We start from the raw sequence: 24,290 nt of genomic DNA, 5'->3' as shown, positions 1-24,290 counted from the left end.
GCTCAGCCTCCGGTGTTGTGAGTGTTGGCACGTTCGGCGTCGACGTAGTTGTTGTAGGCGGTCTGCATCCGCCGCACCATCTCCGCCAGCAGGGCTTCGAGTTCGCGTGAGGCCATGGTGAACCACGTGGACGTCCGCTCGAACGTCGAGGCCGACGGGCTCTGCCAGTAGGTATGAGCCTCGTTGAAATTCCTCTCGATCTCATTGATCAGATCGGAGACATGTCCACTTTCCGTGCGCACGAGACCGATTGCGCTGTGGAGTTCACTCAATGCGACCTTGAACTCACTTGCGGTCATTTTAGGCATAATTCACGCTCCTTCCTGCTGCCTTACCGGATTCGGGCCGTAGTCGTCCGTAGGATTCCCGTGACGCGAGGTCCGGCCTATCACTTCGGTTTTCCGATGTGTCAAGATGCTGTTGGCCGGTGACGGCCGATCCACGCACCGGGCCGGCGTCAAAGCCGGACGCGCACACGGGAGAAGAGAATGCCTAGTCCCCATGAGAATCATTCGGGATCCGACGACGGTCCCGTCGATGATCCGGACGCAGGGAAGGACCTCGGTCACCTGGTCCCCACCATGTCGGTCGGATGGACCGCACCGCCGAGCTTCAACCTCGACCCGAACGGTGGCACCGGGAGCGGCCAGTCGGTGAGCGCCGTCGCCGACAGCGGCCCGATCCTCTTCGACGGACCCACGGTGCGGGCGACCGAGAACACGCTGCTGGCCCAGGGCCGCAATGCCATCTCCGACTACGAGACGCTGCGCGCCCGGGTCGACGCCGCGGTGCATGCGCCGGACTTCTGGGGACCCAAGCACCCGGGCTCGCCGATCGCTGCGATGAACACGGGCAGCGCGACGCCGAACACGGGGTACTACCAGTCCAAGGAGGACCGGGACAACGGGGACCAGGAGACCCTGGCGCAGATCGGTGAGGAGTTCGCCAGGCACATCGCCCCGGCGATGCAGAAGGCTCTCGCCATGCAGAGCAACTCCTTCCAGTTGCTCGGCAACTTCATAGCCATGATCAACAACTCCGGCCAGTCCTACGGCCGCGTCGACCGGGCCTCCCGCTTCCCCGAACCGCCGGGCCCAGTCACGAGCGGAGCCTGACGCCCCGAAACCTCCGATGTGCCCACGGCGCCGGTTCATCCGGTCACCGCCGGGGGCACGTCGGCGGGCAGCAGCGCTGTGAGGTCCCGGTCATCGGGGGCGGCCAGGTCAGCCACTCGCATCGCATGGTGTTCGGTCATCCGCTGAAACGTCTGACGGGCCGTCCGGCCGTTGCCGAAGCGCTCGGTCCGCTCGGTCGCCTCGAAGTGCGCGAGCAGAGCCGACGCGGTGTCCTCGCCGATCCCGTATTCGTGGCTGGTGGCCTGGTGCTCCACGATCCGTACAAGATCGGCCGAGGAGTAGTCGTCGAAGGTGAGGGTCCGGGTGAAGCGTGACGCAAGGCCCGGATTGGAGTCGATGAGGCGCTCCATGTCCTCCGGGTAGCCCGCCGCGATCACGACGACCTCGTCACGGTGGTCCTCCATGAGCTTGACCAGGGTGGAAATGACCTCCTGTCCGAAGTCGTTGCTCTGCCCCGCCGGGACCAGGGCGTACGCCTCGTCGATGAACAGCACACCGCCCAAGGCCCGTCGGAAGAGAGCCGTGGTCTTCGGCGCGGTGTGTCCCACGTATTCGCCGACCAGAGCGCTTCGGTCGGCCTCCACCAAATGCCCGTTGGCCAGCAGGCCGAGCGCTGCGAGAAGCCGGCCGTACAGTCGTGCGACCGTCGTCTTGCCGGTGCCCGGATTACCCGCGAAGATCAGATGCCGGCTCAGAGGCGGCGGCTGCAGACCCGCCTCCTGGCGTCGCTTGACCATCTGCATCACCTTGGCCATGGACGCCACTTCCCGTTTGACGCCCTCCAGGCCCACCAGGCGGTCGAGTTCGGACAGCAGCTCGGGAAGTTGTCCCGCGGCCGCGGCCTCCCGCTCGTCCGCCTCGGGGGCAGCTGAACCGGCCACCGCGATCCGCCCGGCGCCCGCCGCGGCCACTTCGCCCCCGGCCTCCGTCGGCATGGTGGTGACCTTGACGTTGCTGGTGCGGCAGTGCTCGAAGCGTGCAGCGGCATCGTCGGCCTGGGACAAGTCCTCGTCGGTGTCGTGCACCAGACACCGGCGCAGCACGGGAGAGGCCCCGGCCCCGACGTACACGGCGGGGTAGCCGGTGGCGGCCACTGAACAGTCCTCCAGCAGCCCCTCGGCTCCGTCACCGACGTACACGCCGTTCTTCCCGGTGCCCGAGATGGACACCGAACGCACCCGGGGCCGGGCTCCGGACCAGATCACCAGTCCGCTGCCCTTCGTGTCGGCGATGGTCAACTCCTCGACCACAGCCTCACTGCGCTCGTCGAGGAAGACGCCGGCCGACCCGGCGCCCTCCACCCGCCCGCCGAGCACCACGGCGCCCGTGGCGGCCGCGATCTCGATACCCGTCCCGGTGGGGCGGAGCACTTCGCAGCCCTCCAGCAGCGGACGGTGCCTGGTGTCCAGCCTGATGCCGGTGGTCGTCCCACTGATCACGCACCGGCGTAGCACCACGTCGGCGTCCCGCACGTCGAAGCCGGTCATGCGCGCGTGCTCCACCCGCGTGTCCTCCGCGACGAGATCCGCGGCCTCCTCCACCCGGACGGCGTGCTGCCTGCTGTCCCGCACCGTGCAGGAACGCAGGTGGGCCCGAGCGCTCCCACCGAAGTGGAGGGCAGTGAAGCCCGTCGTCGAGATCTCGCACTCGGTGAGGCGGACCGTGCAGGTGCCCGTGCCGTGCACACCGTTGGCGCCGGTCCGGGCCACGGTCCCGCCCTTCACCGACAGTTCGGCGCTGTCCAGAGCGGCCAGGCCCGTACCGGGCACGTCGACCACCCGCGTCCCGTCGAGCTCCACCCGGCACGCACCCGCCGCGATCACCCCCGCCCCGCCCGTGTCTCGGACGTGACAGTCCCGGAGCCGGAGCGCGGCCTCGCCACCCGCCAGCACGCCTTCGTGCCCGGTGCGGAAAACTTCGCACTTCTCCAGCCGGATCTGCGGTTCCTCCCGGCCTGCTGCTGCCGAGGCACGGTCGGCGCCCGGTTCGGCCGGGGCTGTGATGCCGGGACCGTCAGCCATGACCAGCCCCTGGGCACGGGTGTCGTGCAGCCGGCATTCGCGCATCAGCAGACGTGCCGGGGTGTGCACGAGTACCGCCGCGTCACGTGTGTGCCGGACGGTGCACTCGTCGAACGTGGCCAGCGACTCCCCGGCCATCACGACCCCGCACCCGGTGAACCGTTCGAGGGTCGTCCGGCGTACCTCCGCCCGCGCGGCGTCGCTCAGTGCCAGCCCGTGCCCCGCCGCCGACCGTACGACGCAGTCCTCCAGGACCACGTGAGCCGTGCCGGTGACGTGCACGCCGGACTGGACGGTGTCCTCGACGGTGCAGGAGCGGAGTTCCGCCGTGGCATCGCGAATGACCTCGATCCCACCGCCGGTCATCGTGCACTGTTCCAGGACCGGGGTGCCGCCACCGATGAGTACCGACGGGCCGCCGCTCGGCGCGCCCTCGAACGAGATGTCCCGCAGCACGGGCCCGCCACCGCTCACGCTGAGCGCGGGACCGTGCGGGGCCGCGATCCGCACGGTCCCCGGGCCCTTCTCCGCGAGCACGGTGACCGCGGCGTCGAGGGACAGGGTTTCCCGGTAGACGCCCGGCTGCACATGGATCACCGCGCCCTCGCCGGCGACCCGCAGCGCGGCCGTGACGGTGCGATAGGTTCCCCAGCCGCGGTCCGCCACCCGCAGCACGTTGCGCTTCACCGGCGTCGCGCTCCCTTCCCCGGCACCGTCACGGCGTCTGCCCCGAGTTCAGCAGGGACGCGTACACATCGAAGACGCCCACCGCGAGCGGAACGGAGACCAGCAGGAGGAATCCGGACAGCGGGTCGATCCACGAGGGCCGCTCGTCGGCACCGTCCTCCCGAAAGGCCCGGGCCAGGCCGAACGCCAGGGTCAGTGCGGCCGCACCGAGCAGCGTGACGGCACCTGCCCAGTGCGGAGCGCCGAAGTTCGCCGGCGCTCGGATCAGCGTGGTCGCGAGGCCTACCGATCCGGCCGTCACCATCGGCACGACGGCAGGCGCCATCGTGAGCAGTCCCGCCCGAAGAATGAGGGCGAGACCCAGGCAGGCCGCCAGGGCCACCGCGAAGGGCTGGTCCGTGGTGCCCAGGATCACCAGGCACGCTGCGGCGACGAGGGAGCCCAGGAGGTTCGTCCCGACCAGCAGTTGTTGGCCACGCTTGACCAGGCGCAGTACGTCGGCCTCGTCCCCGTACGCCTCCGCCCCCGTGCCGGAGGTCCCTGCCAGTACCGCGAAATGGCCGGCGACCTTGGGGGCGGCGCTGAGTACCGCCATCATGCTGACGGCCACCACGGCGGACGCCTCCGGCAGCGAGGCGCCGCCCAGGGTCAGGCACACCGTCAGCAGCAGCGTGATGCCGGTGGTCGCCACCGCCATCAAGGTCGTCGCGTGGCGCAGCGCCAGAAGGGCGGCAAGCGCCCCCAGCAGAGCCCCCGCGCTCAGAGCCGTCAGCGTGGATGCCGTGCTCGTGGTGGCGGCCGGCAGCGACGCGGCGCCGACAGCGAGCAGCGGAACGGCTGAGCACGCCATGATCAGCCGCAGGCCCAGCGCGAGGGACCAGCCCTGGCGGGTGGCGTGCCAGGCCAGGAGGGTGAGGGTGAAGGCGACGACGATCGCCCCGGCACCGGTGGCCGGCAGCACCGTGTCCCGGCCCCCTGTCGACGCCAGCACCACGAACCCTGCGATGAAGCTCAACAGGCCCAGGACCATGGTGGTGTAGGCCCGCGGCCTACGGCCCCACGCGGGCATGTCCCTGTCGGCGCCGGCGACCGACTCCTCGAGGTCGGTGACCACGGGTTCATCGGATTCGCCCGCCGCCGCGTCGCGGAGGTACAGCGTCGCACCGTCCGTGATGCCGGACTCGCGAAGCGAGTTCTCCGGTGCGAACGGCGGTGCGCCCGGCAGAGCGAGCGACCAGACCGGGGGGAAGGTCTCGTCGAACTCCACCTGCCCGACGAGTTCGAGCAGCGCCGGCGTGTACTCGGCGATGGCCGCGTCCGCGGGTATCGCGAGATCCACCCGCCGTCGCGCTCCTACCACGGTCACGTGGCAGCGTTCATTCTCCACTGAGGTAATTCCTTGTCACACGTCGACGAGGGCCCTGCGGGCCGTGCGGCGGGGTCGTGCAGATCTGCGGGATCAGTGTGTGGAGTTCCACGTCTTTATGTTGGCTTCCTCGGCGTCGACGTAGTTGCCCCAGTTGACCCCCAGCGCCTTTGCGATCTCGCCGAGCACGCCGTCCTCCGCCTCGCTGCCGAACAGGCCGATGGCGGCCGTGTCCCACTCATGCATGCGTGCCTGGTAGTCGGTCGCGGACTGGGCGTTCCAGGTGTCGATCAGCGAGGCGAGGTGACTCCTCAGGGTGTGCAGTTCACCCATGATGTGATCCGCCTGGCCGTTGAGATAGGGCCCAGCGCCTTCCAGGCCGCGTCCGACGCGGATGTTACTGCCTTCGATATCGGGCATATTGGTTCCTCCGACGAATGGGTGTGTGCAGCGGGCGTGGCGCGGTGCGTGCCGTTGTCAGGACAGGCGAGCGGGCGGAAGATGCACGTTGTTGAGATTCGTCAGGTTCACGTGCTCACCCTCGGTGTAGTTGTTGGCGGTGCTCTGCAGGCCGTGTGCGATGCCGAGCAGCGCGTCCTGCAGGTGTGCCGCGTGTATGTCCCACTCGCTCATCAACTGCTGGAACGTGTCAGCCGCGATGCCGGCCCACGAGGCTTCCAGACCGATCACGTAGTCCTTCAGCCTGGAGAGTTCGCCCTGCACGGTCCCCTGGGTGGTGATGATTTCTCCGGCCTTCTCCTTGAGTTCCGCGGGCGTGGCGTTGTAGAGAACTCCGTCGGATCCCGTGACGCTCGTGTTCGTGCCGTCGGTCGCCGCCATGACGCCCACTCTCCTGGATTGGTTGCCGGAAGCCGGTGCCCGAGGCATCGGCCTGCTGAGAAACATGTGCCGGAGCTGAAGCCTCCGGCGAGGGAACTCCCACACCGGGGGGCGCGGAGGCACCCGCGTGACGCGAGAAAGGTCCCGTGATGATGCAAAGTAATGAGGTCACGTCGCCGACGAGCCAAGTGCCGCCAACACACATAAATAATTGACCAAACAATTAATTAATCGTTGGTTACCCATGGAATCGGCCGCGCCCACGCGTCCGGCACCGTGCGTGAGGTGCATTCGCCGGAGTGAACCGCCTCGAGGTGGCCCTCGCCTTACCGCGCGCGCCGATGTGGACCCCTCTGTGCTGCGGGGGTCTTCGAGGTACGGAGCCGGGCGGCCGCGTCATCGCCGCGCGGCGGTTCGACCGTTCAGGAAATGAGCCGAGTTCGGCCATCCGTCTCGGTGTCCAAGGGCTGTCCCGTAACCCCTGGCGGGCGTACGACGACAGCTACGGCGCCTCGCCGCGTTGTCGGAACGCCCCAATGCATCCAATATGCGGATGTCCCACCGCCCCGCGATGCGCCGCATCTGACGCCGCGCGCTGATCCACCAGGGATTACGGGGCAGTCCTTAAGCGGGCCGCAGTGGACGTTCGCGTCCGGCCGGGCTCATCGTCCATGCGAGGCTTGGTCCTGTGCGTGTGGGGTGACGTACAAATTTCATTGACTGGGCAATTATGATGATAGGTGGGCCCTCTGTCAAAGCGGGAAGCGGGCCAGGTGAACGCGTTGGCCGACCAGGCGCCTCTCGCACACGGAGCCCTCGTGTCGCCCGTGCTTACCTGGCGAGGGGGCGCCGAGGCTCAGGCGGGGAGAGGTTCGCATGCCGAAGGCCCCCTGCTTCTGTGATGAAGGCAGGGGGCCGTAGGAGAGGGCGGCGGGCCGTCTATTCAGAGCCGTTCCGCATCGGACGGCCCGCGCCCGTCTCAGCCCGGCAGGGCCCACTTCTGGTTGGCGCTGCCCGCGCAGTCCCAGATCTGCAGACGCGTGCCGTCGGCCGAGCTCGGTCCGGTCGCGTCGAGGCATCGGCCGGACTGCGGGTTGACCAGGCCGCTCGACGTGGCAGGCTGCCACTTCTGGGCGCCGCCGCCGTTGCAGGTGGCCAGCTGTACCTTGGTGCCGTTGGCCGTGGCGCCACCGGTGACGTCCATGCACTTGCCCAGGGCCTTGAGGCTGCCGTCCGCCGCCTTGGTCCACGACTGTGCGGCGGTGTCGTTGCAGGTGTAGAGCTGGACGGCAGTGCCGTCGGTCGAGTCGGCTCCGGCGACATCGACGCACTTGCCGCCGTATCCGCTGATCCGCCCCGTCGGTTCTGCGGCCCGGTCGGCCCGCCACCAGTTGATGTTCTGGCCGCCCGACACCTGCTGCAGTTGCACCGTGTGATGCGTGCCGGGGGAGAACTGGTACGTTCCGGCGTCGATGGTCTGCCAGGTCTGCCAGTCCCCGGTGTTGGGCACGTCCACGACAGGTCCCGCGACGCCGTCGACGACGAACCGCAGCTGGGAGCCGCTGTTCGGTGTGGCGACGCGGACCTTGAGGTTCTCGGTGCCCTGCATCGGCACCTCACGCCACTGCAACCATTCGCCGGTTGCCGTGCTGCCGACGTTCCAGCCGCCCCCCGTGTCGGTGGTGGCCTGGACGTCGAGGTCGTCGTCGCGGTAGACGGCCCAGAGGTTGCCGGCCGTGGTGTCGCTCACCGCGTCCGCGGATTCCGCCTGGACGACCATGCCGGCAGGGAAGGGATCCTTCGAGTAGCGGCGGAGGATGTTGAGGTTCTGGTTCGGATAGTCACGCTGCGTCGTGGTGTACGGCGCGTTCCGGGTGCGCCACAGGGCGGCGTTCTCCTCCCAGTCGGTGAACCCTTCGAACAGAGTGATCCTGTCGCCACCGTTGACGGTGGCCTCCAGGTTGTTCACCAGCGTCTTGCCGTGGTCGGGGTCGATCACCATGTTGGTGGCCCCGGACACAAAACGGAAGCCGGGCACGGCGACGCCGTAGGACTGACCGTTGAAGGTCGTGTTGGTATAGGCCGGGCTGGGCACTCCGAACCAGCCGTTCGCTCCGTTCACGACGGGCGCCACCGCGGAGTCGTTCTTCAGCCAGCTGTTGTCGACGACGAAGTAGGGGCTCTGGCCGAACTCGGACTGCGCCTGCGAGCGGACGTGCTGGAGCAGCCGGGCCGAGTTTCCACCGCCCTGGCCGGAGAAGGCGAATGTGTTGTTGGACCAGAGGTAGACGACCGGCTGACCGTTCACCTTGTAGCGCAGTTCGTCCGGCACGGACTGGAAGTACGCCCTGAGGTCGTTGTCCCAGAGGTACTGGTAGCCGCCCTCGCCGGCCCCGCTCGTGTCGCCGATGTCGAAGACCGGCGAGTAGCCACCGGTCTTGTGCTTGACCTGGTTCTTCTTGTCGGTCATCGAGGCCGGTGTGTCGTCGAACGCGGCGACCTTCAGCCTGTCTGCATATCCACCGCGCTTGATGGCGTTGACCAGCCCGGTGATCGCTCGTGGGTCCCCGCCCTGGTTGGGCACCGCGGAACCGGGTACGTAACCGCGGGTGACCATGGCGACGAAGTCGACGCCGGAGGTGACCAGTTCTTCGACGTAGTTGTCCCAGAACCGGTCGGACGATCCCGTGGCCGCCTGATACAGGGGCAGGTTGTCGATCCGGTTGCTCTGGTTCTCGTACGGCCCCCCGGCCAGGGTCCGGGTGGAGAACCCGAAGGTCACGCCCAGGTCCCCGGTGCGTCCCGGCGCCCGGTGCGACAGGACCGTACCGCCCGTGTCGACGACAGCGGCGGTCGGCGCGGCACCGGCGGGCGTGGTCCCCGTGGCCGCCATCCCGATCCCGGCGGCGGCCGCAAGGACCGCTGACATCACTGTGTATCTCCGGCTGTGCTTCCGGTGAAAGGCACGTATACGCACGTCTGCACGCTCTCTCGGAGTCGTTCGGTGGAGTGTGGACCCTTGCCGCTGCGGCGCGGCCTGGGTGGGGGTGATCCTGCCATGCCGCGGTGGGAAGGAAACACACCGTGGTGTGGGTTCCGGTCCGTCAAGGTAGGCACTTCACCGTTCAGTTAGACTTCGACGATGCTGTGAGGGCGCCGCCGGATCACTCGCACACCGCCTCTCTCCGGAGACGGCAACACCGGTGTGCACTGGGAAACACGTATCTCACTCACAGGTTTCCGCCGAGTCCCGGCCCCTCACAAACCCTCACCCCGATCCCGCGAGGAACGACCCTGACGTGAATGAACTGGACCCGGGCCGCAGGCGCCTGCTCAAGATGTTCGGACTCGGCGCCTCGGCGACGACCGCGGCCATCCTCCAGGCCGACCCCGTGCTGGCCGCGACCCTTGGCTACGACGAGAGCACCGGCGTGACTGCCGCGGGTTACCGGCCCCCGAGCGGCCTGGCCCGCAGCACCGCGGCGAAGGAGACGGCGCTGGACTGGATCAGCAAAAGCGCCGGCGCGATAACCAAGTTGAGCGACGAGGTGTGGCAGCACGCCGAACTGTCCCTGCGCGAGTGGAAGTCCTCGCTCGCCACCGCCCGGCTGCTGCAGGACAACGGCTTCACCGTGGAGTGGGGTTCCGCCGGATTCCCCACCGCCTTCGTCGCCACCTACGGTGAGGGCGGTCCCGTCCTGGGATTCAACGCCGAATACGACGCGCTGCCGGGACTCTCCCAGAAGCGAGGTGTGTCCAGCCACGACCCGCTGGTCTACCACCACGACGCCTACGGACCCACGTACGGTGCCGGGCACGGGGACGCGCACAACGCCCTCGGCGCGGGCGGTACCGCCGCCGCCATCGCTGTGGCGCACGCGATCCGCGCACACGGCCTGAAGGCCACGGTCAAACTGTTCGGCAGCGCGGGCGAGGAACAACTCGTCGGCAAGGCCTACGCAGTCAAGGCAGGCGTCTACGACGGGCTGGACGCATTCCTGGACTGGCACCCCTTCAACATCACGGTGCCGTTCTGGAACACCACCAGTGCCCTGATATCGACGACGTTCACCTTCCTCGGCGCATCGGGGCACGGGGGGACGCCGCTGGGCAACAAGAGCGGTCTCGACGGTGCCCTCATCATGGCCACGATGTCGGAGTACCTGCGGGAGAAGAACGTCGCACCCTCGGGACGGTTCCACTACGCGATCATCAACGGCGGCGGCGCCCCCAATGTGACCCCCGACATGTGCTCGATCTGGTTCTTCGTCCGGGAGGGCAGCCCCGACCGGGCGAGGGTCCTCTACGACAAGCTCGTGGACTGTGCGAAGGCCGCGGCACAGGCCAGTCAGACCCGCCTGGTGCACAAGTTCCACTCGGCCACGTGGAACCTGCTGGCCAACAAGGCGGGTGCGGAGCTGCTCAACGACAACATGCGGCAGATCGGCGCTCCCCGGTTCACGGATGCGGACCACGCGCTGGCGAAGACCCTGCAGAAGTCCCTCGGCCGGCCGGAAGTGGGCATGCCCACCGAGCTGACCCCGCTGGCGCCGCCGGCAGCCGGGTACACCGGTGGCCTGGCCACCGACACGGCCGACATCAGCTGGCAGGCGCCCACCGCGGTACTGCTTTCGGCGGCCTACCCGCCCGGCATCCCGAACCACAACTGGGGTGTCACCGCGACTGCCTCGACCAACATCGGCCACCAGGCCCTGCTCTCCGCCGCCAGGTATCTGGCGGCGGCCGCCGTCGACCTGATCGAGCAGCCCGACCGGCTGGACGCGATGCGGCAGGAGTTCGAGGGGCGCACCGCCGGCCTTCGGTGGGCGTCAATGCTGCCCGACGGCAGCCAACCGCCCCTGTACGAGCCCCCTGCGGACTTCCTGCGAGAGACCGGCCAGAGCTGGCCGCCACCGGGGGTGACCTGGCCCGTTCCCCAGGTCGTGGCCGCGGAGCAATTGGGTACGACCGGCCCGAACCTGCCCCCGGTGACCTGATCCGGCGTCGCCGGCCGGGTGCCTGTCAGGTCCCACGGGGACCGGGCTCCCGGCCGGCGACGATCCGAACGGGCGACGGCGGAGCGGTCGAGCGCCCTCCGCGCCACGGCGGCTTGGCACGGTTACGCTCAGCGGTCAGGGGCCGGCCGGCTCCGGGCTGTACGACTCCGCCGCCCGTGTGAGGGAGCAGATGGTGCACCGTGTTTCGAGCCGTCGCCGCGACTGGACTTCTTCCCGCCTGCCGGTGTTCACCCGCAAGGGGCCCGATCGATCGCCGGAACTTCCTAACGTCACTCGCATGCCTCGTACTTCTCGTACCTCACGTACTCCACGCCCAGGCCTCGCCCTCCTGGCATCCGCGCTGGTCGCCCTGTCCCTTCCGGCGATCGCCTTCGCCGACGACTCCGCACCGCCGGCCGGAACCGGCCCGGGCCGGGTCGTCGTCTCCTCGGACTTCTCCGGAAGCACCCTCCCCGAGGGGTTCCGGTCGGCGGAGGGCACCTGGCAGGTCAAGGACGGTCGTCTGTACGGGAGTTCCGCGAGCTCGTCACAGCTGAGCCGGATCACCTTCGGCGAGCACCTCAACGACTACCGCATCGAGCTCACCGCGCGCTTCGAGTCGGCCGTCGACACCGCACGCTGGACCGCGATGGGACTCGACATGCCGGCGGGCGGGACCGTGCCCTGGTCCATCGCCACCATGCGTACCGGCACCACGGCCGCCAACGGGCTGGAGTTCGCCCAGCGCACCTCCTCGAACACCTGGAACGTCACGGACACCCATGCGGCACCGTCCAGCGCGGGAACCGGCAAGGACGTGAAGATCGCGGCGGAGGTGCACGGCACCAAGGCCGTCTGGTACTTCGACGGCAAAGAGATCATGCGGACCGCGAAGGTCGCCCGCTCCGCGGACGGTGTCCAGGGCCTGCTGGTGAACGGCGCCTCCGCCTCCTACGACGACCTCAAGGTGACCGAACTCCCGCCGCAGAGCTACATCCGCCCGGCCGGAGCCCCACTGACCGTCATCGGCCACCGCGGTGCCTCCTCTGCTGCCCCCGAGAACACCCTGGTCTCCCAGGAGATCGCCCGCCGGGGCGGTGCCGATTTCATCGAGAACGACGTCCAGCCCAGCAAGGACGGCGTTCCCTACATCCTCCACGACGCCACCGTCGACCGAACGACCGACGGAACCGGCCCGGTCCGCTCGCTGACCTCCACCCAGCTCGACGCCCTCGACGCAGGCTCCTGGTTCGCACCCCACTACAAGGGAGCCCGTGTCCCGACGCTGGCTGCCCAGCTGGACGACCTGCGCACCCGCGGCGGCGACCTCCTGCTGGAGATCAAGGGCGCGCACACCAAGGCCGAGGTGTCCACGATCGTGGACACCATCCGCTCCCACGCCATGACCGGACGCGTGTTCGTGCAGAGCTTCGAGGTCGATGCCCTGCGCTACACCCACGAACTCGCCCCCGACCTGCCCCTCGGCCTGCTGCGCAGCACTTTGGACGCCGATCCGGTCGCGCTCGCCAAGGAGCTGCACCTGGCCGCGTACAACCCCGAGGACGGCGCGCTCGGCAAGAAGCCGTCCGTCGTCGCCGACCTGCACAAGGCCGGCGTAGCCGTGATGGTCTGGACCGTGGACGACGCCGACCGCTGGAAGGCCCTCGAAAGCGCGGGCGTCGACGGCATCATCACCAACCGGCCGACCGAACTGAGCGGCTGGAACAGCGCCTTCCGCCAGGACGGGGCGACGCCTCCGGCCGAGCCGAAGGTCGCGATCACCTCTCCCGCCGCCTCCGCGGTGCTGGACCGTGCGCAGTCCCCCCTGCCGGCCGTGCAGAGCGATCACGCGGACTCGGTCGCCCTCAGCCTCGACGGCCGGCCCGTCACCGCCGGAACTCCGCTGGACCTGACCACCCTGGCGGCCGGACTGCACACGCTGCGCGCCGTGGCCTCCGGGCCCGGCGGCACCGCGGAGGACACCCGGACCTTCACCCTCGACGCCACCCCGACGGGCCTGGCGCACCTGATCTTCACCTCCGGCGCCAAGGACACCTCCGTCAGTTCAATGACGGCCATGCTGGGTCTGAAGCAGTACACGCTCCTCGGCACCTGGGCGAAGCTGCAGTCCGGCAAGTCGTTGAACCCCGGCCGTGCGGCGCTCATCGAGGGCGACGCACGCGCCCTCGGCTCCGCCCACTGACCCCGACCGTGAGGGATCGCGGGCCGGCCCGGCGTCACCGCGCCGAGCCGGCCCCGTCCTCAGACCGCGAGGGCCCCGCCGTCCACGGGCAGCAGTACACCGTGAACGTGTGACGCCTCGTCACCGGCCAGGAAGATCACGGCCGCGGCGGTCTCCTGTGCGCTGCCCATGTGCTTGTCGGGGTTGCTCTCGGCGATCTCCTCCAGGAGGGGGCGGAGTTCCTCGTTCTCATCCGTCACGGTGGGGCCCGGCGCGACGGTGTTCACCCGTACACCGTCGGCGGCCAGCTCCGCGGCCCACGACCTCGTCAGCGAGTGCAGGCCTGCCTTGCTGGCGCCGTACAGCGAGGTGAACTTGATTCCGGCCACGCCGCCGATCGAGCCCATGTTGATCACTGAGCCGCCGCCGCTCTCCACCATGCCGGGCACCAGGGCGGCCGTCAGAATGTACGGGGCCTTGATGTTGACCTCCAGGACCTTGTCGATCTGTTCCTCGGTCGACTCCGTCATGGGATGCGGCGGTACGAGGAAGGCCGCGTTGTTGTCCAGGATGTCGATGGGCCGGCCCGCCTGCTCCGCCGCTTCCCGCGCAAGACGGCGGACCCCGGAACCGCCTGCGGAGAGGTCCGCCTGGACGAAGCGGGCAATGCCTCCCTCCGCGACGATCTCGTCCACGACCTGCGCTCCGCGCTCCGCGCTGCGTCCGGTCACGACGACGATCGCGCCCTCGCGGGCCAGTGCCTCCGCCACGGCGCGCCCGATTCCGCTCGTCGAGCCTGTGACCAGCGCGGCGCGCCCCTCGAGACGGTTCACGTCAGTACCTCCGACTGTCGCGGTGATGTCGATGGACGCGGGACGGCTGAACCAGACGTCGAATCCGTCCAAAGTTACTTGCTCAGACAAGCATATAATGATTGCCTGAGCAAGTAAATGCTTCGGCTCCTGGAGAAGATCGCTCGCCGCGGCCTTTCGCGCTCATCCGGCCCGGGACCGGACGGGCCCGCTGGGCACCGAACGGAGCTTCGTCCCTCCCCACCGATCCGGGCGCGCGCCACCGCGTCGGCCGCGAGGTGGCACCGATCCCCTCCGATCCGCCCGCGAGGGAGGGGCCGATAACTCCGTCTCGGCTGCGTGAGACTCGCCGGCCCCACCGGGTGACTCCTCAACTCATCGGCCAGGGGTATCTGTTGCGACGCGTGCGAACCCCTTCCCGGCGCAGTCGGTCACGGCCGGGAAGGAGTCATGGAAGCGATCTTCTTTCCGCGCCCGTCGAGCAGGGTGACGCGGTCGATGGTGAGGTCGTCGTGGAGGGGGACATCGGCGTACCAGGCACCCCACCCCGGTGAACCGGGTAACCGCACGAGAGGAGCGGTGACCTCGCCGTCGCCGGTGCTGACGACGACACTGCGGGCGTGGTCGGTGCCCGTGTAAAGCCCGGAGAGGAAACAGCGGTCGCCCAGAATCTCGGTGCTCAGGCCCACGCTGGGGTGCCGGAGGTCGAGGTTGCCGTCGACCGCGCTCCGGAACTGGTGGCCCGTCTCGGGTGTCGACCAGTGCTTGCCCTCCTCGGTCAGCCATATCTCGACGCCCGCTCCGGCCTGGACACGCTCACCCGGCGCGACCACCCGCACCGGGGCGGCTTCGTTCGCCGGCGCTTCGGCCTGCCTGCCCTGAGCCTCGGCGGGCACCCGCATGGGCGCTACGGCCTGCGCCACGGCCGGCACTGCTGCCATCGCCGCAGCCGCGATCGCGACGGCGGCCGCACACTTCTTCGTTCTCGTCAGGCGTGTCATGGCGTGGGGCTCCTTGCGGATCGTTCGAGTCGATGGGTGGAGGGCGCCTCTCCACCCCTAGTAACGCCGTCCGTTCCACATCCCGATGACACGATGCGCCATCGGATGTCGTGCGGTCGGGCCTTCGCGGAGTGGGCAACGGACGCACCGTGAAGGGGAACACCCGGACGGGAAAACGCCGTTGCCCGCTGCAGCGCACCGATGACGACCCCACCGGGGGACGGAGACGTGGGAAGAATTCGGGTCCGGTGAGCGGCTCGCGCGACCTAGGGTGGACCGATGGCGTCTATCAGGCAGGTCCAGGTCACCTTCGACTGTGCAGAACCCGAACGCGTCGCGCGCTTCTGGTGCGAGGTGCTCGGGTACGTCATCCCGCCGCCGGCGGGATTCGCCGCCTGGGACGCATTCGAGCGCTCGCTGCCCCCCGAGCGCCAGGGGGCCGGGTTCGTCTGTGTCGACCCCTCGGGGGCGGGTCCGCGCCTGTACTTCCAGCGCGTTCCCGAGGGCAAGGCCGTCAAGAATCGGGTGCACCTCGACGTCCGGGTCGGCACCGGGCTCGTGGGGGAGGAGCGCCTGGCGGCCCTCGAGGCCGAGTGCGCTCGGCTGCTCGCCCTCGGCGCGACGCGCGTGTGCCTGCTGGTCGCCGACGAATACGACGAGTCGTGCCTGGCGATGCAGGACATCGAGGGCAACGAATTCTGTCTCGACTGACGTCGGCGTGCGCGTGTGCTCGCGCCGCCGTGGGGCCGGACACGAGCCAGCCCTGTCCTGCGAGCCTGTTGCGGGCCGTGGCCGGCGGGATCTACCCCGAACCGGCGTCCCGCACTGACGGTGCCGGCGTCCCTGGCGGTGCGAGGACGGTGCGCCCGCGCGAGGTTCGGCACGAGGCGCACGCGGCCGTTGCGCCTGATCCTCGCCCCGAGCCGTGGCTCAGGGAGGCGAAGCGTCAACGGCCCCTGGGAGTCACTTAAATCAAGTCAAAAGAAAAGTCGTGTCGGAGTTATTGACCGTACCGGGATGGAGCGGCATGGTTCGGGAGAGCGCTCTCCCGAGCGTCATTTCCCTACAGGGAGTTCCCTCTATGTCTCTATTTGGCATGCCCCTGGCGACGTGGTCGCCACCCCGTGGGCGCGTGCGGAGCGGTCTCGCGAGCGCGGTCGTCACCGCGCTGGCCGCGACGCTCCTGGCCGTGGTGCCGGCGACGGCAGCGCACGCCGCACCGGTGCTCCTGTCCCAGGGGAAGCCGGTCACGGCGTCCAGTCAGGAGCACAACGGGACCGCGGCGGCCGGGGCGGTCGACGGGGATCTGGGTACCCGCTGGTCGAGTGCCGCGTCCGACGGGCAGTGGCTCCAGGTGGACCTGGGCAGTTCCGTCCCGCTCGGCCAGGTGGTTCTTCGGTGGGAAGCGGCGTACGCCAAGGCCTACCGGATCGAGCTGTCGACGGACGGCACCACCTGGTCGACGGCCTACTCGACCACGACCGGGGCGGGCGGCACGGAGAGCGTCCCCGTCTCCGGCTCGGCCCGCTACGTGCGGATGCAGGGCGTGACGCGAGCGACCGGATACGGCTACTCGCTCTGGGAGTTCCAGGTGTACGGCGCCGGTGACGGCAGCGGCCCCACCCTGCCCGGGGGCGGCGACCTGGGTCCCGACGTCCACGTCATCGACCCCTCCACCCCCAACATCCAGGGCCGGTTGGACGAGGTGTTCAGGCAGCAGGAGTCCGCGCAGTTCGGCACAGGCCGTCACGCCTTCCTGCTCAAGCCCGGCACGTACAACAACCTCAACGCGCAGATCGGCTTCTACACCCAGATCGCCGGACTAGGACTGCGCCCCGACGACACCACCATCAACGGTGACGTGACCGTCGACGCGGGCTGGTTCAACGGGAACGCCACGCAGAACTTCTGGCGAGGCGCCGAGAACCTGGCCGTGGCTCCGGTCAGCGGCACCAACAGGTGGGCCGTCTCGCAGGCCTCGTCGTTCCGCCGTATGCACGTCAAGGGCGGGCTCAACCTCGCGCCGGACGGATACGGCTGGGCGAGTGGTGGCTACATAGCGGACAGCAAGATCGACGGCCAGGTCGGCAACTACTCGCAACAGCAGTGGTACACCCGCGACAGCACGATCGGCGGCTGGTCCAACTCCGTTTGGAACCAGACCTTCTCGGGCGTCGAGGGGGCGCCGGCCACCGGCTTCCCGGAGCCCCGCTACACCACGCTCGACGCTACCCCGGTCTCCCGCGAGAAGCCCTTCCTCTACCTGGACGGCAGCGAGTACAAGGTGTTCGCTCCCGCCAAGCGGACCAATGCCCGGGGCACGACGTGGGCGAACGGTACTCCGCAGGGAGAGTCGATCCCGCTGAGCAAGTTCTACGTCGTCAAGCCGGGTGCCGCCGCCGCGACCATCAACCAGGCGCTCGCCCAGGGCCTGCACCTGCTGTTCACCCCGGGGATCTACCACGTCGACCGTACGATCGACGTCGACCGCGCGAACACGATCGTGCTCGGCCTGGGCCTGGCGACGATCATTCCGGACAACGGGGTGACGGCCATGAAGGTGGCCGACGTCGACGGCGTCCGGCTGGCGGGCTTTCTGATCGATGCCGGCCGCGTCAACTCGCCGACCCTGCTCGAGATCGGCCCCCAGGGTGCCGGCGCGGACCACGCGGCCAACCCCACCACGGTGCAGGACGTCTACGTCCGAATCGGCGGGGCCGGCGCAGGGAAAGCGACCACGAGCGTGGTCGTCAACAGTGACGACGCGATCATCGACCACAGCTGGGTGTGGCGGGCCGACCACGGCGAGGGCGTCGGCTGGGAGACCAACCGCGCCGACTACGGCGTCCGAGTCAACGGCGACGACGTGCTGGCCACCGGCCTGTTCGTCGAGCACTTCAACAAGTACGACGTCGAGTGGTTCGGCGAGCGTGGCCGCACGATCTTCTACCAGAACGAGAAGGCGTACGACGCGCCCAACCAGGCCGCCATCCAGAACGGCGCCACGAAGGGCTTCGCCGCCTACCGCGTCGACGACTCCGTCACCGCGCATGAGGCCTGGGGTCTGGGCAGTTACTGCAACTACAACGTGGACCCCGGCATTCGCCAGGATCACGGTTTCAAGGCCCCGGTCAAGCCCGGGGTGAAGTTCCACAGCCTGCTCACCGTCTCCCTTGGCGGCAACGGCCACTACGAGCACGTCATCAACGACACCGGGGCCTCGACCGTGCCCGCCGGCACCTCCACCGTTCCCTCGACCGTCGTCTCCTACCCCTGAGTCACCCTCTGCCTCACGCCGCTCGGTGGTGAGGCCCGCGACTCCCTTCCGGGCGGGGCGTTCACGTCCCGCCGGCCCCGGCCCGGAAGGGCGAGCACGACAGCACCTGCACGCCCTCCAGCAGCCACGCCGGACGTCAAGCCGACTCACGAGTCCGCCTCCTCGCGCCGTGCGTCATGAATCAGCCAGGAGCACACGTGTCAAGACCTCCCTCCACCCACGCTCTCTCCCGTCGGCGCAACGCGACATCGCTCGCGATGCTGGGCGCTCTCCTGGCGTCCTCGCTGACCCTTGTCCCGTCCTCGCCTGCACAGGCGGCGGAGGCGCTGCTCTCCCAGGGCAAGCCGGCCACGGCCTCCTCGCAGGAAGGCGACGGCTACAGCGCGTCAGCCGCCGTCGACGGCAACCTGACCGGCACCCGCTGGTCCAGCGAGCGCCGTGACGGCGAATGGATCCAGGTCGACCTCGGGGCGAGCAAGAGCCTGAGCCGGGTCGTCCTGACCTGGGAGAGCGCCTTCGGCAAGAACTACGAGATCCAGGCGTCCGACAACGGCACCGACTGGCGCACCCTGAAGACGGTCACCGGCGGCGACGGCGGCACGGACGAAGTCGCCGTATCCGGTTCGGGCCAGTACGTCCGTATGCAGGGCGTCACACGCGCCGGCGGCTACGGGTACTCCCTGTGGGAATTCCAGGTATACGGCAGCGAGGGCACCACCACCCCGCCCCAGGGTGGCGCCGTCAAGGTGACCGGCTCCCAGGGCAACTGGCAGCTGACCGTCGGAGGCCAGCCGTACACGGTCAAGGGACTCACCTGGGGCCCGTCCGTAGCGGACGCCCCCAGGTACCTGCCCGATGTGAAGTCCATGGGTGTCAACACCATCCGTACGTGGGGCACCGACGGCTCCACCAAGCCGCTCCTCGACACCGCGGCAGCCCAGGGCATCCGGGTCATCAACGGCTTCTGGCTCCAGCCCGGCGGAGGGCCCGGCGCCGGAGGGTGCGTCAACTACGTCACTGACGCGACGTACAAGAGCAACATGCTCACCGAGTTCGCCAAGTGGGTCGACGCGTACAGGACCCACCCGGCGACCCTGATGTGGAACGTCGGCAACGAGTCCGTCCTCGGCCTGCAGAACTGCTACAGCGGCACCGAACTGGAGGCGCAGCGCAACGCCTACACCTCGTTCGTGAACGACGTCGCCAAGAAGATCCACACCATCGACCCGGACCACCCCGTCACCTCGACCGATGCCTGGACCGGCGCCTGGCCGTACTACAAGCGGAACGCCCCGGACCTCGACCTGTACTCGATGAACTCCTACGGCAACCTGTGCAAGGTGCGCCAGGACTGGACCGACGGCGGCTACACGAAGCCCTACATCATCACCGAGACCGGTCCGGCCGGGGAGTGGGAGGTTCCCGACGACGCCAACGGCATTCCGGACGAGCCGACCGATGTCCAGAAGGCCGACGGCTACACGAAGGCGTGGGGCTGCATCACCGGCCACCAGGGCGTCGCTCTCGGCGCGACAATGTTCCACTACGGCGTGGAGCACGACTTCGGCGGCATCTGGTTCAACCTGGTGCCCGACGGCTTGAAGCGGCTGTCGTACTACGCGGTCAAGAAGGCGTACGCCGGTTCCACCGCGGGCAACAACACCCCGCCGGTCATCACGAACATGGCCGTGACTCCGGCCACCGCGGCCCCCGCCGGCCGTGAGTTCACCGTGCGCGCCGACATCCGCGACCCCGACGGCGACCCGGTCACTCCCAGGATCTTCCTCAGCGGAAACTACGCCGACGGCGACAAGCGGCTCGTCGAGGCGCAGTGGCGCTCCACCGGCAACGGCACCTTCGCCGTGACCGCCCCCGACAAGCTGGGTGTCTGGAAGGTCTACATCCAGGCCGAGGACGGCCACGGCAACGCCGGGATCGAGACCAAGTCCGTCAAGGTGGTCGCACCACCCGTGGCCGGGACCAACGTCGCCCTTAACCGGCCCACCACCGCTTCCTCCTACCAGACCCAGTACGGCGACTGCCCCTGCGCGCCCGCTCTGGCCACGGACGGCAACGCCACCACACGGTGGGCCAGCGACTGGAGCGACCCGCAGTGGATCCAGGTGGACCTCGGCGCGGCCAAGGCCATCCGCACGCTGCAACTCGTGTGGGACCCCGCCTACGCCAAGTCCTATGAGGTGCAGGTCTCCGACGACGCCACCACCTGGCGCCCGGTCTACTCCACGACGGTCGGCGACGGGGACATCGACACGATCAACCTCTCCGCCACCGCGCGTCACGTCCGCCTCCAGCTGACGGCCCGGGGCACCGGATGGGGCTACTCCCTCCACGAGTTCGGCGTCTACAGCTGATTCCGCCGAACTCCGTGCAGGCGTGACAGGGTCGACAACGGGGCCACACCGGGTGACCGCTCGACGGTCGCCCGGTGTGGCCCTATGCCGGCAGTTCGCAAGGGGGTCCACCAGGTATCAGGTCCCGACCAGCAGGGAAAGCTCGCCGTTGTGACCGGCGCCGAGCCGGTGACCCCCGCGGCGGTTTGGGTGCGTGGCGGTCTTCATCGTGGCTTCTCCTTCAATGGTGACGACATGAGTCGTGAGGTACTTGTCGTTCACCTCACGGGCTTTCCCTCAACTGGACGGTCCCTGTGGACTCATCCGCGAGTGCGCCCGCGTCCGGGAGAGCGGGGCTGCCGATCCCGAAATCACTGACCTGCTCCGCGCTTACATGCCTTCGGAAGCCTCGCGGCCCGAAGTGCCTCACTCTCGTCGCAAACTGTCGTGAGGTGGATTACAGACGGCCGACCCCGTGGCTTGCTCCGTGCATCCCGGAGCTCCGCGAGGTCGGCGCGGTCCGTTTCTGAAACCGGGCCCGGGCCACCGTGCTCTCGGACAGAATCGAGCCTTGCCCCCGGGCTCAGCCCGTCGGAGTTCAAGGGCACTCCGAAAGACGGCATTTGGGGCGGCCCGACCCACTCCGAGAAGTACACGGGCCCCCGAAGTCGTCCGGCGCCCCCGCGGGTGAAGGGTGGGCGCAGAAGTGCCATACGATGCGCACACCTATACGTAAATTTTCCGTTTGAGGATGCACACGTCATGTCTTTGGGTGTCACGTCCCGTTCCCTGCGCGGTATATCCGTCGTCGTCGCACTTCTCGCCATCGGCGCATCGGGCTGCTCCGATGGCGCTGACGAGGACGGCGCGAACAAGCACGCGGTCTCTTCCCTCGCCACCGGTGACTGTTACAACCTGGACGGCAAGTCCGGCGGTTCCGACGAACCCGCGGTACAGGCCGTGCCGTGCGAGGAGCCGCACCTGGGGCAGGTCGTCGACGAGTTCACGATCGACGACGAGAAGTCCTTCCCCGGGGACGACGCGGTCGCGGTGATCGCCGACGGACGGTGTCCGGCCGCGGCACAGAAGTTCGCTCCGGACCCCTGGGCGCTGCCCCAGGGGGTCGACGTCTTCTACTACCACCCCTCGAAGACGAGCTGGGCGGCAGGTGACCGCGCCGTGAGCTGTGCCTACACCAGCGCATCGGGCACGTTCTCGGGCTCGCTGAAGAGCGACCCTCTGGACGCCGACCAGCTCGCCTACCTCAAGGGTTCGGCCGCCGTCTACGACGCCCTGTGGGCCCACCAGCCCGAGGGGGAGAAGGCTGCGGACGATCTCCCCGGATACAAGGTGCAGGCCAGGGCCGTGGCAGCGGCGCTCGACACGCACATCCAGACGTTGCGGGGCATCGAACAGCCGGAGACCGGCAAGCTGCGTGCACGCTTGGAGGAGGCCGCCGCCGAGTGGAAGACGGCGGCGTCGGCCGGCGACGCCGGCACGTTCCAGACCGCCTACGACGCGGCGTTCGCCGGTATCGACCCCAGCAAGTCGATCGCCGCTCGCAAGGAACTGAAGCTCGCCACGACGGTTCCGGCCGACGAGGCCGAGGGCTGGGCCGGCTGACCTTCACCCGCCACGAAGCCGATGCCCGGGTCCCGCACCGGGGCATCGGCCGGCGCCCGCTGTTACCGGTCGCCCCGTCCACGTTCGCCACGGCGCAGTGCGGAGAGAGGCATGCCGTGGGCAGGGGCAGGCGAACGGCCATGCCGCAGGGCACCGCGCACGCCCTCTGCCGCGACCGAGCCCGTCCTGTCCGGGCCGTCGAGGGTTTGGCCGGACCCTACAGGCCGGGCTACGCCGAGGTGTCGCGGACTGCATGCTCGATGCCGAACACGCCGCGCGCCTGTGGCTCGTACCCTGACCCCCCGCTGGTGGATTCCTCCAAGTGCAGCCTGCCATCGTTGTGCCGGTAAAGGATCACTCGTTCATCCCCGCCGCCGCCAGACTTGCAGGACGGGCGGCCGAGGCGGGCGCCTTGGTCTTGTCCGTGACGACACCTGGGGTACCCACCGTGAGCGACCGCGTCATCGCACCCAAGAACCGGGGCTTCCTGTTCCTCGACTCCCACCCCAGCGGCTGCCGGCGGCTGGTGGACGAGATGTGGCAGGCCGTCCCCGGCCCGGTCGCCGCCGGAGGCGAAGGACCGGTGGCCCTGATCATCGGCTCGTCCGCAGGATACGGCCTGGCCGCCACGATCGCGGGCCTGGCCCGTGTAGGCATCCGTGGTATCGGCGTGTGCTTCGAGAAGGCACCCGCGCGGCGCACCGGTACGGCCGGCTGGTACCGCACAGCGGCTACCGCCCGGCTCGCGCAACAGCACGGGCGGGACATGGTCTTCCTCAACGGAGACGCGTTCAGCGACACGATGAAGGAGCAGGTTGCCACTCTTCTGGCCGAGCGCTTCGGGGGGCGGCTCGACTTCCTGATCTACTCGGTGGCCGCTCCCCGCCGCACCGACCCGGACACCGGCCACGTCCATGCCTCGGTCCTCAAGCCGATCGGCCCACCCTGCACCACCAAGACCCTCGTCTTCGACGACGACGGCGCCCCGGAGGTGAAGGACGTCACCACCCCGCCGGCCGAGGGCGACGACATCGAGCAGACGGTGGCGGTGATGGGCGGCACCGACTGGGAGCGGTGGATCGCGTACCTGGGCGACCGGTCCCTGCTCGCCGATGGCTTCGCGACAGCCGCCCTGTCCTACATCGGTTCGCCGCTCACCGCGGGGATCTACCGACAGGGCACCATCGGCGCCGCGAAGTCCCATCTGGAAGCCACCGCACGCGCGTTGGACGAACGTCTGGGCAAGACCCTGGGAGGCCGGGCCGTGACCTCGGTCAACGCCGCTGCTGTCACCCAGTCCTCCACCGCCATCCCCGGCATCGCCCTGTACATCGGGCTGCTCCGGGGGGTCCTCGGCGACGCCATGGTTTCACCGACCGGCCAACTGGTGGAGCTCTGGGATCAGCTGACGGGCGCCAGGCCTCTCGTCCTCGACGAAGAGGGCCGGATCCGCCTCGACACCTGGGAACTCGATCCGGCCGTTCAGAGCGCCGTCGCCGCTCGTTGGGGCGCAGCCACCAGCGACACCATCTCGGAGCTCGCCGACCTCGACTGGTTCAGAGACGAGGTTCGCCGCCTGTACGGGTTCTCCGTCCCGGGCGTCGACTACACCGCCGCTGTCGACACCGAGGCCCCGTGGCCCACTGCGAGCAACTGACCGGCGCCACGAGCGCCTTGCAGTTCGCTCCACCGGGTCAAGGCGACGTCGACCGGCGAGCGCGATCCGGCCAGATCGATCGCCCCTGCGCGGGGCCGTAGAAGCGTCCAGGAGCGGGGCTGTGCCGGCCGACGGTGCCTGCGTCCGCCCCCGGACACATCGTCCTCCACCGAGAACGCACCGGCTGTCCCACCCTTCCCCTGCCTTGGAACCGTTGCGGTGCTGCGGTCCGGTTCCGCGACCCAGCGGATCCTCCACAGCCCGGGGCGTGGGGCAGTCCGCCTTCCCCGCACTGCGGCCGCCTGGCAGGAGTCAGGTCCGACCAAGTGTGATTCAGACA

General features: G+C 69.1%; 17 protein-coding genes. 8 read left to right on the top strand and 9 right to left on the bottom strand.

Going from position 1 to position 24,290, the window contains the following annotated elements; genetic code table 11:
- Positions 1 to 2: 2 nt before the first annotated feature.
- The gene (locus OG206_RS01260; protein ID WP_327111237.1) at positions 3 to 299 is read right to left on the bottom strand and encodes a WXG100 family type VII secretion target; all 297 of its coding nucleotides are present in this window, start codon (positions 297 to 299) and stop codon (positions 3 to 5) included.
- A gap of 189 nt (positions 300 to 488) precedes the next feature.
- Between OG206_RS01260 and OG206_RS01255 the strand changes: the two genes are divergently transcribed.
- The gene (locus OG206_RS01255; protein ID WP_327111235.1) at positions 489 to 1,115 is read left to right on the top strand and encodes a hypothetical protein; all 627 of its coding nucleotides are present in this window, start codon (positions 489 to 491) and stop codon (positions 1,113 to 1,115) included.
- Positions 1,116 to 1,150: 35 nt separating this feature from the next.
- On the opposite strand, the gene OG206_RS01250 is transcribed toward OG206_RS01255, so the two are convergent.
- The 5 genes from OG206_RS01250 to OG206_RS01230 all read right to left on the bottom strand — a co-directional run bounded on the left by OG206_RS01250 (position 1,151) and on the right by OG206_RS01230 (position 8,979).
- Positions 1,151 to 3,844, bottom strand: coding sequence for a right-handed parallel beta-helix repeat-containing protein (locus OG206_RS01250; protein WP_327111233.1), 2,694 nt, complete (start codon positions 3,842 to 3,844; stop codon positions 1,151 to 1,153).
- 28 nt (positions 3,845 to 3,872) lie between these two features.
- Positions 3,873 to 5,204, bottom strand: coding sequence for a type VII secretion integral membrane protein EccD (eccD, locus tag OG206_RS01245; RefSeq protein WP_327122149.1), 1,332 nt, complete (start codon positions 5,202 to 5,204; stop codon positions 3,873 to 3,875).
- Between the two features lie 99 nt (positions 5,205 to 5,303).
- On the bottom strand, positions 5,304 to 5,630 hold the full coding sequence (locus OG206_RS01240) for a WXG100 family type VII secretion target (protein WP_327111231.1): 327 nt from the start codon (positions 5,628 to 5,630) through the stop codon (positions 5,304 to 5,306).
- Positions 5,631 to 5,687: 57 nt separating this feature from the next.
- Complete coding sequence (locus OG206_RS01235; RefSeq protein ID WP_327111229.1) at positions 5,688 to 6,050, bottom strand: WXG100 family type VII secretion target; 363 nt, start codon at positions 6,048 to 6,050, stop codon at positions 5,688 to 5,690.
- Between the two features lie 979 nt (positions 6,051 to 7,029).
- Positions 7,030 to 8,979, bottom strand: coding sequence for a DUF5010 domain-containing protein (locus OG206_RS01230; protein ID WP_327111227.1), 1,950 nt, complete (start codon positions 8,977 to 8,979; stop codon positions 7,030 to 7,032).
- Between the two features lie 370 nt (positions 8,980 to 9,349).
- On the opposite strand from OG206_RS01230, the gene OG206_RS01225 reads away from it, so the two are divergent.
- Both OG206_RS01225 and OG206_RS01220 read left to right on the top strand, forming a co-directional pair.
- Positions 9,350 to 11,047 (top strand): amidohydrolase, encoded by a 1,698-nt coding sequence (locus OG206_RS01225; RefSeq protein WP_327111225.1) that lies wholly within the window; start codon positions 9,350 to 9,352, stop codon positions 11,045 to 11,047.
- A gap of 298 nt (positions 11,048 to 11,345) precedes the next feature.
- The gene (locus OG206_RS01220; RefSeq protein WP_327111223.1) at positions 11,346 to 13,250 is read left to right on the top strand and encodes a glycerophosphodiester phosphodiesterase; all 1,905 of its coding nucleotides are present in this window, start codon (positions 11,346 to 11,348) and stop codon (positions 13,248 to 13,250) included.
- Between the two features lie 59 nt (positions 13,251 to 13,309).
- Here the strand turns inward: OG206_RS01220 and OG206_RS01215 are convergent, their stop codons facing one another.
- A complete protein-coding gene (locus OG206_RS01215; protein ID WP_327111222.1) occupies positions 13,310 to 14,152 on the bottom strand; it encodes an SDR family NAD(P)-dependent oxidoreductase in 843 nt (280 codons plus the stop codon).
- A 320-nt stretch (positions 14,153 to 14,472) separates the two neighbouring features.
- Positions 14,473 to 15,042, bottom strand: a complete 570-nt coding sequence (locus OG206_RS01210; protein ID WP_327111220.1) for a hypothetical protein — start codon at positions 15,040 to 15,042, stop codon at positions 14,473 to 14,475.
- Positions 15,043 to 15,321: 279 nt separating this feature from the next.
- Between OG206_RS01210 and OG206_RS01205 the strand changes: the two genes are divergently transcribed.
- The 3 genes from OG206_RS01205 to OG206_RS01195 all read left to right on the top strand — a co-directional run bounded on the left by OG206_RS01205 (position 15,322) and on the right by OG206_RS01195 (position 20,691).
- Positions 15,322 to 15,753 carry a VOC family protein gene (locus tag OG206_RS01205; protein ID WP_327111218.1) on the top strand — a complete coding sequence of 144 codons (432 nt, stop codon included), beginning with the start codon at positions 15,322 to 15,324 and terminating at the stop codon, positions 15,751 to 15,753.
- A gap of 385 nt (positions 15,754 to 16,138) precedes the next feature.
- Positions 16,139 to 18,319, top strand: a complete 2,181-nt coding sequence (locus tag OG206_RS01200) for a discoidin domain-containing protein (protein ID WP_327111216.1) — start codon at positions 16,139 to 16,141, stop codon at positions 18,317 to 18,319.
- A gap of 176 nt (positions 18,320 to 18,495) precedes the next feature.
- On the top strand, positions 18,496 to 20,691 hold the full coding sequence (locus OG206_RS01195; RefSeq protein ID WP_327111215.1) for a discoidin domain-containing protein: 2,196 nt from the start codon (positions 18,496 to 18,498) through the stop codon (positions 20,689 to 20,691).
- Between the two features lie 117 nt (positions 20,692 to 20,808).
- Here the strand turns inward: OG206_RS01195 and OG206_RS01190 are convergent, their stop codons facing one another.
- On the bottom strand, positions 20,809 to 20,952 hold the full coding sequence (locus OG206_RS01190; protein ID WP_327111214.1) for a hypothetical protein: 144 nt from the start codon (positions 20,950 to 20,952) through the stop codon (positions 20,809 to 20,811).
- A 480-nt stretch (positions 20,953 to 21,432) separates the two neighbouring features.
- Here OG206_RS01190 and OG206_RS01185 point away from each other — a divergent pair, with 480 nt between their 5' ends.
- Positions 21,433 to 22,293 (top strand): septum formation family protein, encoded by an 861-nt coding sequence (locus OG206_RS01185; protein WP_327111213.1) that lies wholly within the window; start codon positions 21,433 to 21,435, stop codon positions 22,291 to 22,293.
- 448 nt (positions 22,294 to 22,741) lie between these two features.
- Positions 22,742 to 23,950, top strand: coding sequence for an enoyl-[acyl-carrier-protein] reductase FabV (gene fabV, locus OG206_RS01180; protein ID WP_327111212.1), 1,209 nt, complete (start codon positions 22,742 to 22,744; stop codon positions 23,948 to 23,950).
- Positions 23,951 to 24,290: the final 340 nt, after the last annotated feature.

The organism is Streptomyces sp. NBC_01341, assembly GCF_035946055.1.
In the GTDB taxonomy this organism is placed as follows: Bacteria; Actinomycetota; Actinomycetes; order Streptomycetales; family Streptomycetaceae; genus Streptomyces.
This window is presented reverse-complemented; position numbering and strand designations above follow the sequence as displayed.

Excerpts from the sequence above, each read along its gene's own strand:
- OG206_RS01195 (WP_327111215.1), top strand. The coding sequence starts at position 18,496 with ATGAATCAGCCAGGAGCACACGTGTCAAGACCTCCCTCCACCCACGCT.
- OG206_RS01240 (WP_327111231.1), bottom strand. The coding sequence starts at position 5,630 with ATGCCCGATATCGAAGGCAGTAACATCCGCGTCGGACGCGGCCTGGAA.
- OG206_RS01200 (WP_327111216.1), top strand. The coding sequence starts at position 16,139 with ATGCCCCTGGCGACGTGGTCGCCACCCCGTGGGCGCGTGCGGAGCGGT.
- OG206_RS01205 (WP_327111218.1), top strand. The coding sequence starts at position 15,322 with ATGGCGTCTATCAGGCAGGTCCAGGTCACCTTCGACTGTGCAGAACCC.
- OG206_RS01220 (WP_327111223.1), top strand. The coding sequence starts at position 11,346 with ATGCCTCGTACTTCTCGTACCTCACGTACTCCACGCCCAGGCCTCGCC.
- OG206_RS01260 (WP_327111237.1), bottom strand. The coding sequence starts at position 299 with ATGACCGCAAGTGAGTTCAAGGTCGCATTGAGTGAACTCCACAGCGCA.
- OG206_RS01235 (WP_327111229.1), bottom strand. The coding sequence starts at position 6,050 with ATGGCGGCGACCGACGGCACGAACACGAGCGTCACGGGATCCGACGGA.
- OG206_RS01230 (WP_327111227.1), bottom strand. The coding sequence starts at position 8,979 with ATGTCAGCGGTCCTTGCGGCCGCCGCCGGGATCGGGATGGCGGCCACG.
- OG206_RS01210 (WP_327111220.1), bottom strand. The coding sequence starts at position 15,042 with ATGACACGCCTGACGAGAACGAAGAAGTGTGCGGCCGCCGTCGCGATC.
- OG206_RS01185 (WP_327111213.1), top strand. The coding sequence starts at position 21,433 with ATGTCTTTGGGTGTCACGTCCCGTTCCCTGCGCGGTATATCCGTCGTC.
- OG206_RS01255 (WP_327111235.1), top strand. The coding sequence starts at position 489 with ATGCCTAGTCCCCATGAGAATCATTCGGGATCCGACGACGGTCCCGTC.